Genomic DNA, 14,884 nt, shown 5'->3' on the forward strand with positions numbered 1-14,884 from the left:
AGCTTTTTTGGTGATGATTAAAAATATTATTTACCAATACCGAAACCAATACCGGCATTAAAGAAGCCATATTCTGCTTGAGTGTAAGAACCGTAAACTCTTAAGAAAGCTAAATTAACTTGAAAACCTAATGAGGCTTTAAGACCGCTTACTTCATTATTTTTTAAATTTACTGGATCTGTATAAGATTGCTTACCAGTTGGCGTAGAAGGGGTAACAGGAACGTCAAAGTCATAAGTTCCTAAAGCCCTTAATCTAGAATTTGATGAATTATAACCAACACTTGCAAAAGGAGTGAAGAACAAAATTTTCTTCGAAATAATTGCTTCTGTGTTAAAGCCATTTATTTTAAGGTCAACCTCCTGATCTGAGTATTTTCCGTTATTAATATCTAAAGGAAGGCTATAATTTAATCTTGTTATGCCTAAGGCGATTGCTAAATCAAAAGGTACTAATTTGTCTTTTTTACCCATAATTAATGGAAGCAATTCTACTTTAGCTCCTATACCGAACATTCCAATTTTACCAAAATCATCGCCTAATTTAATTTCAGGTACATAGCGTAATGATACATCAATGTTTTTTGGTAAACCAACGGTTAATTGAATTTGTGGAGAGGGAACAAAATTAAGACCACTTCCTTGGGGTAAATTAAACTGACTGCTTGCAGGTGCTCCATTTATTTGCATTCTTGCACCTTCAGCATCATCTCCGAAGGCAGTTGGGCCAGTTGACAATGATGGATTAACAGGACTTATGTTTTGCAGTCCTAATGTTTTAACATCATAAGTTTGATCTTTGCTAGGCACAAATGCAGCTGTAGCAGTAATTCTTAACTCGAAACGAAGGAGGTTTTTAGTTTTAGCTGTATTATTCCAGCCAGAGTTTAAACCAACCCCAAGCCCTTTAAATAATGGGCTCATATAAGCGTCTACAAGCTTTGTAGCATCAGCCGGACCAGATTTAAATAGGTCACCTACATCATTTTGTGCTAATAAATTTAAAGGCAATACGAGGGTTCCTAAAACCATACAGGTTTTAACAAGGATTGAGAGTTTTTTCATTTTCGTTTATCTGATTGATTATCAGCTACGAAAGTATATCTTTCTGATCAGATAAGGAAAGAAGTTTAAAATAATCTTTGCGTTTTGAGTAAAAGTTTTCATAATAGTGACGTATAGCTTTATTACGACACATTAACAAAAAACAAGCCAGTTTGTTTTTTTCCAAATTATCAAATTGTTAATCTTACTTTTGTAGCATGGAAAACAACATTATTGACCAAGAAGAAGAGCAAGATTTATTTGAGCATTTTAATATTGTTGTGGATAAAGGACAGTCCCTGTTACGTATTGACAAGTTTTTAATGCATCGTTTAGAGAATGCATCTCGCAATAGGATACAAAATGCAATAGATGCTGGTAATGTTTTAGTTAATAAGAAAACGATTAAAACTAGTTACAAGGTTAAACCAAATGATGAGATTTCCATAGTTTTTGCTCATCCGCCAAGAGATACAGAAGTTTACCCAGAAGATATTCCTTTAGATATTGTTTATGAAGATGCGGACTTGTTGGTTGTAAATAAACCAACTGGGATGGTTGTACACCCAGGATTTAACAATTATACTGGCACTTTGGTAAATGCTTTGGCCTTTCATTTTGAGCAATTACCAACATTACCAGGAAATGATGGCAGACCAGGTTTGGTACATCGGATTGATAAGGACACCTCTGGTTTATTGTTAATTAGTAAAAACGAAATTACCATGACCAAGCTTGCAAAGCAATTTTTTGATCATAGTATTACTAGAAAATATATCGCTTTAGCTTGGGGAGACATAGAAGCAGATGGGAGAGTGGAAGGTTATATTGGTCGCAGTTTAAAGAATAGAATTGTGATGGATATGTATGACGATGAAGAGAAAGGTAAATGGTCTGTAACAAACTATACTGTTTTAGAACGTTTGGGATATGTAACTTTAATCAGTTGTCAGTTAGAAACTGGACGAACACATCAAATTAGAGCGCACATGCAACACATTGGACACCCACTTTTTAGTGATGCTAATTATGGTGGTGATAAAATTTTAAAGGGAACTACGTTTACAAAGTATAAACAATTTGTAAATAACTGTTTTGAAATGATGCCTCGCCAAGCTTTACATGCGCAAACTTTGGGTTTTATCCATCCAACTACAAATAAATACATGGAGTTTCAAGCTCCATTGCCAGAAGATTTCAAGTCTGTTTTATTAAAATGGAGAAATTACGCTTCATTGCCACAATAGATATGTCTCATTATATTTTATTTAACGACGAATTTTTCACTTCAGATCAAGCCATTATAAAAGCTAGTAATAGAGGTTTTAAATTTGGTGACGGTTTATTTGAGTCAATGCGTATGTGTGGTGGTAAGTTAATGTTTGCCGAGCAACATGCAGATCGATTACGTGCTGGTATGAAAGCGCTAAAAATGGAAGGTTATGCTTTGCTTGATGAATATTTTTTGAGACAAAAAACCAATGAGCTCCAAAGAAAGAACAAGTTTAACGGAAATGTGCGTTTTAGGCTTACCATTTACAGAGACGGGGAAGGGTTGTATACCCCACAAATTAATAAATCAGGTTATTTGTTAGAAGCAATTCCTTTAGAACAGGCAACGTATGAACTTAATCAGAAGGGTTTGATTATCGACGTTTTTGATGAGATAACAAAGTCTGTTAACAAAATATCTAATTACAAAACCAGTAATGCATTGGTGTATGTAATGGCAGGTTTATTTCAAAAACAAAAGCGATTAGATGAGGCTATGATATTAAACCAACATGGTTTTTTATGCGAAAGTACCAGTTCTAATATTTTTGTAGTATATCAAAAACAAATTTATACACCTGCCTTATCAGAGGGTTGTGTAGCCGGTGTAATGCGCAGCGTAATTTTACAACTGTGTAAAATGCATAATTTACAACTAGTTGAGGCACAGATTAATCCAGAGGTATTAAAAGAGGCTGATGAAGTTTTTGTAACCAATGCAAGTGGAGGTATCCGTTGGGTTATGGGCTATGGGCGGAAACGCTATTTTAACGAAGTTGCCAAAAACTTAAGTGCTAAGTTAAATGCTTTAATATAAGAATAAAGTCCGAAAGTTGTTAGGTGATTGTTAGCTGTTAGGTAGATATTTGATGACTTGAAAAACAATGGCAGTAACCTTTGGCTCATAAAGTCCTTCTTTCCATTCCAATATTTTTGTGCTTCGACAAGCTCAGCATAACAAAAAATATTTCCATTTCAATAAGGTTTATAGTACAAAGTGTGTAGCTTTGGGTTGACTTGTTCATTATTCAAACCTAAATAGGAGCAAAGCCGATGTTATTTAAACGGGATTTAGTGAAAATCCTTTTTATCATGCGGAGTGTGTAGGGGCAGAGAAAAAGATTGGAACGAGAGCCCGACTAATATAAGTAATTGAACTGCAATTGCCTTTCAAAAAAAATCTGAAACACTTCATGCAATTTGAAAAATTCATCCTTGTTTTTTATTTATTTACGTTTAAGCCATTGTAGCGCTAATTTTTCTTTTGTATTTTATTATTTACAAAAGCGCTTTCGGAATAAAGTTTGAGTATTATTGACTACACACAAATGTAAATCGATATGAAAAAATTACTCATCTTCGTTATGGCTTGCTATGGCCTAAACGCTCGTTCGCAAGAGAACGAATCCAAAAACTTTCTGTACCTCTATTCAGATTCAACAATTTATGCACAAAAGATTAGGCTGCGACCAGATTTTAATGGTTCATGGACACTTAGGGCAGATTCCAGGAGAATCCCAGTACAACAGGTTAAATTTTTTAACAATGAAGATGGCTTTTTTGCTAATACAAAAAAGCTGCAATTTTATGGTGAAACTTCCTTCGCTGAAAGAATTATTTCGGGAAAAGTAAACCTGTATCAAGAAGTTGTTTATAATCCTATAGCATTTGAAGCAGATTATTACAGGTTTAAAGATAGAAAATACCAATCTGTGGGTGCCAAAATGTATTACAACAAAGGTATATCTGATATGAAAAAAATAAATTATAAGAACCTTAGTTTAGATATGGCTGATAATGCACAGAGCTTAGATTTATTAAAAAGTTATAGAAAAAGTAAACGAACTGGTATTATAATGTACGTGGCCGCAGGTGCCGCAATTGTTGCTGGTACAATTAAAATTTTAACTGAAAATAACGTGGGTGATGCAAATTTTAGCGTTAATGGTAATAATAGTAGTTTTATATTATGGGGACTTGGAGGAGGACTTGTGGCAGGTGGATACTTTATTGAAAAATCTGGTTATAGAAATATAGAAAGAGCTATTGAAACTTATAATCGAAAATAAAATGAAACAATATGTAGCGCTTTTAAGCGCTACATATTCACATTACAATCTCATCCCTCTTAAAAATTCATCTATTAGCATTCGTTTTTTCCCCTCAAACTGTACATCAGTTATTTTAATAAAGCCATCTTTTGTTGCGAATTTTAAATGGGTTTTGCCATCGGTTAGAAAAGCTCCGGTAGAAATTCCTGGTTCTTTATCTTCCATTTCGGCATTAAAAATTTTTAAGGTTTTATCATTTAAAGTTGTAAAAGCAGTTGGGTAAGGGCTTAAACCACGAATTAAATTATAAACAGTTTGGTTACTTTGGTTCCAATCTATCTTACAAAAGTCTTTAAATATTTTTGGTGCAGATTTCAGTTCATCGCTTTGCGGCTGCGGCACCTCATTATAATCATCGGTTTCAATAGCCTTAACCGTTTTAACCAACAAATTAGCTCCAACAACCATTAGCTTGTCGTGTAGAGTTCCTGCAGTTTCATCAGGTGTAATTTCAACAGCATCAGAAAAAATAATATCACCAGTATCAATTTCTTGTTTTAAAAAAAAGGTTGTTACCCCGCTTTCTTTCTCTCCGTTAATAATTACATGATTTATTGGAGCAGCGCCACGATATTGAGGTAATAAGGATCCATGAAGATTGATTGTTCCTTTAGCAGGCATTTGCCAAACAATTTCTGGCAACATTCTAAAAGCAACAACAACAAATAAATCAGCATTCAAAGATTGTAGTTCTTTAATAAACTCGGACTCTTTCAGTTTTAAAGGTTGTAAAACTTTCAAGCCATTTTCTACAGCATATTTTTTTACAGCACTTTCACTTAATTTCTGACCACGCCCAGCTGGTTTGTCTGCTGCAGTAACCACACCAACAATACTTAAACCTGCTCGTTGTAAGGCATTTAATGAAGCAACTGCAAAATCGGGCGTACCCATAAAAACTATTTTCATCTCTTGTTGTTCTAAACAACAAAATAACTAAAAATTTAACTCATATTTTCTTAAATCTAATGGTTCCAACTTCAGACGTGATCAATTCAAGCAACCTAGTTTTTGTAAATCCAACACAACCTGGTATTTATAGAAAAGGGAAACCTGGTAAATTTTATTACGAAGATAGTAAGGGTAATCGCATACAAAACGAGAATGATTTAGAGAGAATTAAGAAATTGGTTTTACCGCCAGCTTGGACAGAAGTATGGATTTCACCTAAGAAAAATGGTTACTTACAAGCCATAGGCAAAGATGCAGCAGGTAGAAAACAGTACCGTTACCACCCCGATTGGACATCAAGAAGGTCTGATCATAAATATTTTAGGCTGCTAGAATTTGGAAAAGTTTTACCTAATGCACGTAAACAAATTGCAAAGGACTTAAGAAGAAAAGAATTTGATGAGAAAAAAGTGTTGGCAATTTGCATGCAAGTAATGCAAAAAACTCTGATTAGAATCGGCAATGAATCATACAAAAAAACATATGGTAGTTATGGTTTAAGTACCCTAAAGGATCAGCATTTTAAACAGAATGGGGATAAATTTACCTTAAGTTTTGTGGGTAAAAAAGGCGTAAAACAAGAGGTAGAACTCACAGATAAAAATTTAGCCAAGCTTGTCAAAAAGTGTAAGGATATCCCTGGTCAAGAATTATTTCAGTTTTATACCAATGGTTCGACACACAAAGGTGTAGATTCTGGGTCTATCAATAATTACATTAGAGAAATAACAGGAAGCGATTTTACGGCCAAAGACTTTAGAACCTGGGGCGGTACGTTAGAAGCACTGAGGCAATTGGCATGTTGTACAGAGAAAAACCCTGATCTTTCTAAAAAGAAAGTGGTAGTAGAAGTTTTAGATTGTGTGGCTAGTAAATTAGGCAATACAAGGGCGGTTTGTAAAAGCTCTTACGTTTACCCACTTTTATTAGAAACTTTTGAAAATGAAGGTCTCCAGAAATATTTGAAGAAAATAGATACGGTTAAACCAGATAGTATTACAGCTATGCAAAATGATGAGAAAGTTCTGTTACAATTTTTAAAGCAAACAAAAGTTAAGAAATAGTTTGTTTTTTTAATAATGCCAGATAGGTCATTTTAAAAAGAGGTGTTGCTACATTTAATTCTTCTCCTTCTTTAACCACATAGCCTGTAATAGAATTTAATTCAGTTTTAAGTTTTTTAGCGTTAAAATCTCTTTGCATAGATGATGTGGCAGTAAATGGTAGAGATTCATAGTGGGCTATTGCCCTTATACTTGTTTGCTCATCTACCTTAATGTTTTTGGCAAGTGCAATAGCGGTAACTTCATCTATAAGACTTTTTAAAAGATCTCTATGCTCCTCTAGTAATTCACCTACAGTTTTATCGCAATAAGAGGTTGCTGTAGCTATAGACGAAAGGAAAATGAATTTCTCCCAAATTAGTTTAGAGATTTCTTGAGATAATGTTGCTTCAATACCTGCAGATTTTAACAAGTCTTCTAGTTTAGTTAACCTTTCATCAGTTTCGTTGTCAAGACCAAAAGAGATATCTTGTCTATTGCCCATATTTTCTACAATCCCTGGGTCTTTAATTGCTGAAACAATGTAAGCACAACCTGCCGGAACAAGGTTATTTGGGAATTTTGCTCTAATTTTTTCGGCAGCTTCAACTCCATTTAATAAAGGTAATATAGTAGTTTGCTCGTCTATGCAGGGAGTTACTTCTGTTAGGATTTCATCTAAATCATAGTTTTTGGTGCAAACGATGATATAATCAGCTGTGCCAATTTCAGCTGCATTAGCTGTGGCTAAAAAAGGATTTGCAGTAAACACAATATTTCCTTTAATAACTTTTAAGCCATGATTTCGAATTTGTTCTAAATGGTTTCCACGAGCTATAAAATAAACTTCAATGTTATCATTTCCAGCATATGCCTTTGCTAAAAGACCACCAAAATAACCACCAACACCACCTATACCTGCAACTATTATTTTTGTTTTAGTAGTCATTCTTATATCAAAGCTTTACAATTAATATTTTAGCACAAAGCACCTCGAATTAATTCAAGGTGCAAATATTGATTTGTATTAATTAGTTTTTACAGAATGAACGGGTTGTTCACTGTTTTCTTTCTGCTTGGCTGGGTTTTTAGTTTTTGCCATTGCAGATTCTTTCTTGTAGACTTTGTCTTCAGCTTTTTTAACAACTTTCTCACCCTGGTCTACTTTGCCCTTTGGTTGTGGCTCTAGAAAATTACTCGAAACTTTTTCGCTTTTCTTTTTTACTTCATTATTCATGATTATCCTTGTTTATGGATAAAGCAAATACTTTTTACGCATTAATTTGTATTGGCTCAATCCTGGTTCCCAGCTGGCTCTGATATCTTTTTCAGATACACCATCAATAATTTGTTGTCTAAAATTGCCAACTCCAATTCTTGCTTCAATTGTGCCAACTTCTGCACTTAGTTTATTGTTAAAAAAATCTTCTTTGCGCGTCGATGCTTTATACAATTCGATGATCCAGCTTAACTTTAACATTTTTGTCTTCCTAAAGTTTGAAGTATCGTAATTTCTTAAATCTAAACCGTAACAAACTTGATCTTGAAATAGCGGTGTTTCAGACATTCCCTTAATACTCTTTGGCGTAAATGAAAAATCGAATTTTCCTTTTAAATAAGGAGCGCCAACAATGATAAATGGAAATTGCGTGCCACGACCATGATTTAAATAAGTTCCTTCGAATAAACAGGTAGTTGGATAAAGTAAGATAGATTGTGCTGTATTTAAATTGGGTGATGGTTTTACCGGCAATACATAAGGCATATCATGTGTATAATTTGCATTTTTAATTACTGTGATTTTACACTTCAATTTATCTTTAAGCCAACCTTCGCCATTTAACATTTGAGCATATTCACCTAAAGTTAAAGCATGAACAATCGGAATAGGTTGCAAGCCAATACCCGATTTATATTTAGGGTCTAGAACCGGGCCATCAATATAAAAACCATTTGGATTTGGACGATCTAAAATCATCACTTCCTTGCCATCACGGGCACAAGCTTCCATTACGTGTTGCAAAGTATTCATATAGGTATAAAAACGAACACCAACATCTTGAATATCAAAGATCATGATATCTACATTTGATAAGTCTTCTTTTGTAGGTGTACTGTGTTTGCCATATAATGAAATGGCCCTAATGCCTGTTCTTGCATCTACGGCATCATCAACACTAACACCTGCGCTTGCATCACCTCTAAAGCCATGTTCAGGACCAAAGATTTTAACAATGTTCACACCTCTTTTAATTAAACTATCAACCACTGTTACTTTTCCAATAATTGAAGTTGGGTTTACCACCATTCCAATTCGCTTTCCTTTTAATAAAGGCAAATAGATTTCAGTTTGCTCTGCTCCGGTTTTAAAATTTGCAAACTTACCCTTAGGCTTATCAATATCCTCTGCCTTTACTTTATACGGATTAGGTACGTTAGTATTCAACTTAACTTTTGTGCCTTGCCCACAAGCCATTAATGCAAGTACTGCAAATATCAAGGTGAATAAAAAATTGAATCTCTTCATTTCTCTAGGTTTTTAAAAGTATTATACGCTATTTCCAAATTGAATTAGCACTTTTGCTAAGTTACAATTTATTATAATTTGAATATAGAATATTTCATAGCGAAGCGAATTGCCATTAAATCTGAAAGAACATTCAGCAAGCTTATTGTGCGCATAGCAATAGCAGGGGTTATGCTTAGCCTTGCTGTAATGATACTTTCTATTGCGATTATAAAAGGTTTTAAAACCGAAATACAAGATAAGGTAAGGGGTTTTATCGGCGACATTCAAATCTATCGTTTTGATTTGAATGGTTCTTTTGAAAAATCACCATTTGTACCTAATGATACTACATTAAAGTACTTAAAAGACAATAAAACAATAGAATCATTTTATCCATTTGCCACAAAACCTGCTATTATTTCTGCCAATAGTGAGGTAGAAGGCATCAATTTTAAGGGTATTGATGATACTTACGATTGGCGATTTATTCAAAAACACTTACTCGCAGGAAAAATTATTGATTTTAAGAATAAATCTTCAAATCAAATCTTAATATCAAACTATACCGCAAAACGATTAAAACTTAAGGTTGGCGACAGCTTTTTGATGCATTTTGTTCAAAATCCACCAAAACGTAGAAAATTCACAATAGTAGGTATTTATTCAGTTGGTATAGATAACATTGATAAGAGCTTTGTTATAGGTGATATCAATGTAATTAGAAGTGTAAACAACTGGCAACCTAACCAAATGGGTGGGATAGAAGTACGCACTAAAGATTTTTCTAAATTAAAAGAAAATGCAGATGATGTTTATGCCAATTTAGAGTTAAAACTAAGATCACGCTCGGTACAAGAAAGTACACCCGAGATTTTTACTTGGCTGTCATTATTAGATGTGAATACAAAAGTATTACTTATTTTAATGATGATTGTCGGCGTAATTAACATGGTTACAGCTTTGTTGATTATGATTTTAGAACGAACCACAATGATTGGTTTGTTAAAAGCAATGGGCATTAGCAATGGCAGTGTAATGCAGATCTTTCTTTACAATGCTATTTATTTAGTAGGCATTGGCTTAGTATTAGGAAATATTTTAGGCTTAGGCTTAGCTTATTTACAACATTCTACTCATATTTTTAAATTAGATCAAACTAATTACTACCTGTCTTATGTGCCAATGGAAGTACATATTGTAGACGTTATTATGTTGAATATTGCTACAGTTGTAATTTGTGCTGTTGTACTCATTGTTCCATCAATGTTAGTGAGTAGAATTAGTCCGTTAAAAGCGATTAGGTTTAAGTAGGCTTGGTTTATTAGTTCATTGGTTCAATTGTTCATTAGTTGGTTAATGGTCAATAGTTGATAGTTCATGGTATCCTACATTCTCAATACGCAATACTCAATACGATTTTACCGTCAATCCAATCCTTTTTGCTGCGGGCCAGAGAATTCTGTTCTTAAAGATAAGTTTCATTAGTTCATCAATAGTCAATGGTTGATGGCTCATGGTAGGCCACTAATCTCACTACGCAATACGACTTTAAACCTCAATCCAATCTTTTTGTTGCAAGCCAGAGAATTCTGTTCTTAAGGGTAAGTTTAGGTATGGATATGTCACTTTAGCTAAGTATAAACCAGTAGGATGGGCAATTTCTAGCATGCCAGGTGTTTCTAAAGTGATCAGCAAATTTTCAAATTCATCAACGCTCATATTTCTTGTGCCGATTTTTAAGAGTTTACCAGTTATAATTCTGATCATTTTACCTAAAAAACGATTGGAGGCAATGTGAAAACGAATATGGTCGCCGTTTGCTGTGGTAAATAACTTGGCATCCATTACATTACAAATGGTATGCTCATTTTTGTCGGGAGCAGTACAAAAAGCCCTGTAATCTTTATATTTTGGTAAAAGCTGAACCGCACGTTTCATCTCTTCTAAATTTAGCTTTTCGAAATCATAGTAAGAACTCAGCTGACTTAGAAAGGGGTTTTTATAAGTGTGTATGTAATAATCGTACTTACGTTGAACGGCATCAAACCTAGCATGTGGCCTTCCTTCTAGCGGAATAATATCAAAAATGGCAATGTTGTGTGGTAATATCTTGTTAAGCCTAAATTTCAAATCAAAGTCCCACTCTTGCTCAATATCTACATGAAAGAAGAACTGGCTAGCATGAACTCCAGAGTCCGTTCTCCCACATCCGTTAATGGTTAATGGTGTTTTAAATATCTTACTTAAATTAGTTTCAATTACTTCTTGTACGCTATTTACTTTTGGCTGGCGTTGCCAACCACTGTAAACATGACCGTTGTAAGCAATGTGGAAGAAGTATCTCAAGAGTTTTATTTTGTGATTTTAATAGATTTAACAAAAGTTTCGAAAAGGTTTGTATGCTCTTCACTATCTCTTTCATCAACAAAACTTATATAAAAAATGTAATCCTTTGTTGGAAAAGCATAAGACCTTCTTCTTACTTTTAAATAGTCATTTTTCTTGTTGATAATGGTGTAGGTAGCTATTTCAAACGCCCCATATTTGTCACCAATATTAATAAGTTCGGGTTTCTTTTTAACATTATAGTTTGTTAATGATTTGTTGAAACGTCTAATAGTCATCTTTTTATTAAATTCATTAATATTCTTAAATCTATTAGCAGCAACAAAAGTAATAATGGTAGGGTTTATTTGCTCATCTATATTGTCTGTGTTTTTATAATAAGTAATTAATTGTTGCCCATGACTTTTCTTTAAACCAACATTAATATCCTTATGATTTAGAATGGCCCAACCTTCAGGTCTTTCAACACTAAATCCATATTTCTCATTTTTGTAGATTTCCTGTGCTATTACATTTTGAGCTAAGCAGGTAATTGAGAATAGAATTAAGTAAATTATTCCTCTCATTTTATTTTAAAATTTTTATTGTCTGTACTAAAGCATCAAATAATTTAGTGTCATCTTCTTTATTTTGATCGTCAGTGAAATTGAGTTGAAAGAAAAAATTACCACTCGGAATGGCATAGGTTCTACTTCTTACTTTCATTGGCCCAGTTGCAACTGTTCCCATTGTATATGCTCCAATAAAATACATTGCTTTAATGCCATTAATTTCAATGATTGTTGGCTCTTTTAATAATTTGAAATCAGGGAAATAATTTTTGAAAGCGCCAGTACTTTGCGACATTGCCGAATAAAATTGTTCGAATGTTTTGGTAGGATTGCTACGAACATTTACTTGTATGGTTGGAATTAGACCAGCAGTTGTCTTGACATCGTATTTATAAAAAGAAGTAAGCAACAAGGAGCCTTTATTGCTTTTTATTACCTCAGTTAAATTAGCATCATCCATTTTTACCTTGCTAAGGTTATTCATTATAGTTTTATTATCACCAACTAACCAGTCTTTTGGTTGGTCCATACTAAAACCATAGGCTTCGTCTCTGAATATTTTTTGCGCTGAAACATTAATTGAATAGACAGCTGCAATTAATAAAATAAAAATTAACTTTTTCATTATGCATTATTCTTAACTAGCTTTTTCAATCCTAAACTGCAACCATAATGTAAACCATCATGTGAAACAATAAATGTTATTGCATCTTTTACATTTTCTAACCTAAAACTAGGGTAAGTAGAAATTGTATAAGGTGTGTAATTATCAAAAATTCCATGCTGTAAATCAATTGCTAATTGATCAATTGTGCTAAGTGCGTACGCTTTCATTTGTGCAATTTCTATTTCGCTGAAAGGTCTTTCTGGTTTCGAACCATTTTTGTACAGGTCAATTAATTCATCTTCAATGATATATTTTTGTCCTGCTAATTTGTAGCATAATATCTGCTGACTAACAACAATATGTCCAATTTGCCAAGCTAGATTATTATTAAATCCTGCTGGGATATAGTTTAATTCTTCGGTACTTAACTCTTCTACTAAACTTAGTAATTTGGTTCTTGAGGCTTTGATTAATTCTATTATTTTATCCATTATCTATATTAATTGTTAAGCATTGGTTTAAAACGATTGTCTTTATTTCGGAGGTCTAAGCCACCTTCGTATACTGATTTTAAATTGACTAAGTAAAATGACCAACCATTGTGACAGCCTAAACGGATATTTCTTTTGCTATTGTCATCAGTTGGGATGTTGCTATGGTTAAGGTTCACTATTGTATGGTCATTCTCTTCGGTAAGTTTAATTGTTACCACACAATTTCCTGCAAAAGTAAAGGCGAAGGTATCTTTGCCATTAGCTTCTATGATTTTACCAGATTCTGTTTCTTCATACAAAAACCAACGCCAAAAATAGGTATTATCGGTTACAGTCAATTGATCTTTATCTATTTTTTTGCCATTTGAGTCTTGGTAATCAGCTTCGCTCAAAAACCATTTTTCAATTTCACCACTACTCGCCCAAGCTCTATACAAATCTTCAATTTTCGCTTTTACAGCAATTTTTATAGTGAATGAAGTCCAATCAAAATTTTCCATTTTACTATTTTTTAATATTTCCTAACCACAATACACCATCGATCATCATTTTGGTTTGTATCTCGTTGTCAAATGTTTGGGATAGGGAAGTAGTGTGTTTGTTAAATTTATGCTCATAGTCCATATCATTATGCCCCATGTTTACATATATCATCTTATATTTTTTATTGCTCCAAACTACCGGATAATAGCCACTGTTCCAAATTTCATGAGCTTTTGGACCTGTACCTACTGGAAAGCTAGTTGAGTCTATTGCCATTAAAATATTTATATCAGGATTTTTGCGTAAATCTTTCTCCCACCGGTACCATTCGTTTGGTTGCGCTTTAAAAGTCTCTGGGAGATTTTTGGTTGCTGGATGATTTTTATTAACTCTTAAAATTGCAGCAGTTGGTCGCCAGGTATTGCTGCCATATTGCCCAGAGCCTAAAAATTCATTGTGATACCAGTCCCAATCTTGTTTAAAAGCAGATGGTGTTAATGCAAATGCTGCAAAGTGGAAACCCATCCAAGCACCACCATTTTTCATATAGGTTTCGAAAGCAGCTCTTTGTTCTGGTTGTTCTGGTCTTGTATCTAAAAATAAAACCACCTGATATTTTGCTAAAAACTCAGCATTTAAATTGCTCCAATTCGCTGTCGAATCATAGGTGAAATTATATTTTTTAGCTAATTCTGGAAATTTCTGGTTAGCCTCATGCACAAAACTCACATGAGCTTGGTCATTTTTCCCCGTATAAAAAGCAATTACATTAAACTTTGGTTTTTGGGCATAAAGTGAGTTTACAAGAACAAAACAAATAACAAACAGCAATAAAGTCTTGCCTGTAGTTTTAAAGTTCGCTAACATGAGATGTTTTAATTTGTGTATGAGGTAAAGATAATAATTAATACAATTTTAAAATGGTAGGTTTTTGAGCTTGTTTGCAAATTTGCAAAAAGGTTACTGTTTTGCTTTTAATGCTACAATTTATTAGAGGTAATTATAGACTATTGCTTAAGCAAGTATTGGTTAGGGATAATACAGGTCATAGTCATATTAAGTTAACAATTACACTGCATCTAGTCCGCATTAAGCTATCTACACGCGGACTAGATGCGGACTAGATGCGGTGTAGATAGGAACAAGACTTGGCGTAATATGCAATAACAATAGCTTGTCTTATACTAGATTACCCTTACAAAAAGCGGATAGTTAAACGGTTAAATACTTACAATTATAAAAACATAAACGGATATATCGTTACATTTCATTTTCTCCAAGCTGGAATGCCCTTACAGCCCCTGGTGAAGTTGTGGTGCTTCCCTCATTTCCTGCCCGTGCCGATCCGACGGTGTCATCATATCACAGCTCAGGTGCAGCCTGAGGTTATTGTATTTTTCTATCGCCCTGCATACGGGCCCAATAGCGGTTGAATAGGATGGAAAGGTAGTGTGCAGTTCAAATTCCGTTTTCA

The 14,884-nt window shown here is 33.8% G+C and carries 17 protein-coding genes; 5 read left to right on the forward strand and 12 right to left on the reverse strand.

Annotated elements, in window-relative coordinates:
- Positions 1-26 precede the first annotated feature (26 nt).
- Positions 27-1,064 (reverse strand): DUF6588 family protein, encoded by a 1,038-nt coding sequence (locus FA048_RS19410; protein WP_136844287.1) that lies wholly within the window; start codon positions 1,062-1,064, stop codon positions 27-29.
- 197 nt (positions 1,065-1,261) lie between these two features.
- Here FA048_RS19410 and FA048_RS19415 point away from each other — a divergent pair, with 197 nt between their 5' ends.
- The 3 genes from FA048_RS19415 (at position 1,262) to FA048_RS19425 (ending at position 4,384) form a co-directional block, all read left to right on the forward strand.
- On the forward strand, positions 1,262-2,290 hold the full coding sequence (locus FA048_RS19415) for an RluA family pseudouridine synthase (RefSeq protein WP_136844289.1): 1,029 nt from the start codon (positions 1,262-1,264) through the stop codon (positions 2,288-2,290).
- On the forward strand, positions 2,260-3,132 hold the full coding sequence (locus tag FA048_RS19420; RefSeq protein ID WP_225872585.1) for an aminotransferase class IV: 873 nt from the start codon (positions 2,260-2,262) through the stop codon (positions 3,130-3,132). The genes FA048_RS19415 and FA048_RS19420 overlap by 31 nt, the downstream gene beginning before the upstream one ends.
- Positions 3,133-3,655: 523 nt before the next feature.
- Positions 3,656-4,384 carry a hypothetical protein gene (locus FA048_RS19425; protein ID WP_136844291.1) on the forward strand — a complete coding sequence of 243 codons (729 nt, stop codon included), beginning with the start codon at positions 3,656-3,658 and terminating at the stop codon, positions 4,382-4,384.
- Between the two features lie 42 nt (positions 4,385-4,426).
- On the opposite strand, the gene fmt is transcribed toward FA048_RS19425, so the two are convergent.
- Positions 4,427-5,335, reverse strand: a complete 909-nt coding sequence (fmt, locus tag FA048_RS19430; RefSeq protein ID WP_136844294.1) for a methionyl-tRNA formyltransferase — start codon at positions 5,333-5,335, stop codon at positions 4,427-4,429.
- Between the two features lie 59 nt (positions 5,336-5,394).
- Here fmt and FA048_RS19435 point away from each other — a divergent pair, with 59 nt between their 5' ends.
- On the forward strand, positions 5,395-6,441 hold the full coding sequence (locus FA048_RS19435; RefSeq protein WP_136844295.1) for a DNA topoisomerase IB: 1,047 nt from the start codon (positions 5,395-5,397) through the stop codon (positions 6,439-6,441).
- On the opposite strand, the gene FA048_RS19440 is transcribed toward FA048_RS19435, so the two are convergent.
- The 3 genes from FA048_RS19440 to FA048_RS19450 all read right to left on the reverse strand — a co-directional run bounded on the left by FA048_RS19440 (position 6,431) and on the right by FA048_RS19450 (position 8,947).
- A complete protein-coding gene (locus FA048_RS19440) occupies positions 6,431-7,369 on the reverse strand; it encodes a ketopantoate reductase family protein (protein WP_136844297.1) in 939 nt (312 codons plus the stop codon). The genes FA048_RS19435 and FA048_RS19440 overlap by 11 nt on opposite strands.
- A 78-nt stretch (positions 7,370-7,447) precedes the next feature.
- Positions 7,448-7,657, reverse strand: coding sequence for a hypothetical protein (locus tag FA048_RS19445; RefSeq protein WP_136844300.1), 210 nt, complete (start codon positions 7,655-7,657; stop codon positions 7,448-7,450).
- A 12-nt stretch (positions 7,658-7,669) separates the two neighbouring features.
- Positions 7,670-8,947, reverse strand: coding sequence for an exo-beta-N-acetylmuramidase NamZ family protein (locus tag FA048_RS19450; protein ID WP_136844302.1), 1,278 nt, complete (start codon positions 8,945-8,947; stop codon positions 7,670-7,672).
- Between the two features lie 78 nt (positions 8,948-9,025).
- On the opposite strand from FA048_RS19450, the gene FA048_RS19455 reads away from it, so the two are divergent.
- Positions 9,026-10,240: an ABC transporter permease gene (locus tag FA048_RS19455; RefSeq protein WP_136844304.1), complete on the forward strand. Its 1,215-nt coding sequence runs from the start codon at positions 9,026-9,028 to the stop codon at positions 10,238-10,240.
- Between the two features lie 237 nt (positions 10,241-10,477).
- Here the strand turns inward: FA048_RS19455 and truA are convergent, their stop codons facing one another.
- The 7 genes from truA to FA048_RS19865 form a co-directional block, all read right to left on the reverse strand.
- Positions 10,478-11,275, reverse strand: coding sequence for a tRNA pseudouridine(38-40) synthase TruA (truA, locus tag FA048_RS19460; RefSeq protein ID WP_136844305.1), 798 nt, complete (start codon positions 11,273-11,275; stop codon positions 10,478-10,480).
- A gap of 5 nt (positions 11,276-11,280) precedes the next feature.
- Positions 11,281-11,841: a PsbP-related protein gene (locus FA048_RS19465; RefSeq protein WP_136844307.1), complete on the reverse strand. Its 561-nt coding sequence runs from the start codon at positions 11,839-11,841 to the stop codon at positions 11,281-11,283.
- A 1-nt stretch (position 11,842) separates the two neighbouring features.
- Positions 11,843-12,451, reverse strand: coding sequence for a hypothetical protein (locus tag FA048_RS19470; RefSeq protein ID WP_136844310.1), 609 nt, complete (start codon positions 12,449-12,451; stop codon positions 11,843-11,845).
- Positions 12,451-12,924 carry a DinB family protein gene (locus FA048_RS19475; protein ID WP_136844312.1) on the reverse strand — a complete coding sequence of 158 codons (474 nt, stop codon included), beginning with the start codon at positions 12,922-12,924 and terminating at the stop codon, positions 12,451-12,453. Before FA048_RS19475 ends, FA048_RS19470 begins: the two co-directional genes overlap by 1 nt.
- A gap of 8 nt (positions 12,925-12,932) precedes the next feature.
- On the reverse strand, positions 12,933-13,427 hold the full coding sequence (locus tag FA048_RS19480; protein WP_136844314.1) for an SRPBCC family protein: 495 nt from the start codon (positions 13,425-13,427) through the stop codon (positions 12,933-12,935).
- 4 nt (positions 13,428-13,431) lie between these two features.
- Positions 13,432-14,277 carry a ThuA domain-containing protein gene (locus tag FA048_RS19485; RefSeq protein ID WP_136844316.1) on the reverse strand — a complete coding sequence of 282 codons (846 nt, stop codon included), beginning with the start codon at positions 14,275-14,277 and terminating at the stop codon, positions 13,432-13,434.
- A 425-nt stretch (positions 14,278-14,702) separates the two neighbouring features.
- Positions 14,703-14,884 (reverse strand): hypothetical protein (locus FA048_RS19865; RefSeq protein WP_205943498.1); only part of this gene is annotated, 182 nt, incomplete at its 5' end.

Source organism: Pedobacter polaris, from assembly GCF_005116505.1.
GTDB classification, from domain to species: Bacteria; Bacteroidota; Bacteroidia; order Sphingobacteriales; family Sphingobacteriaceae; genus Pedobacter; species Pedobacter polaris.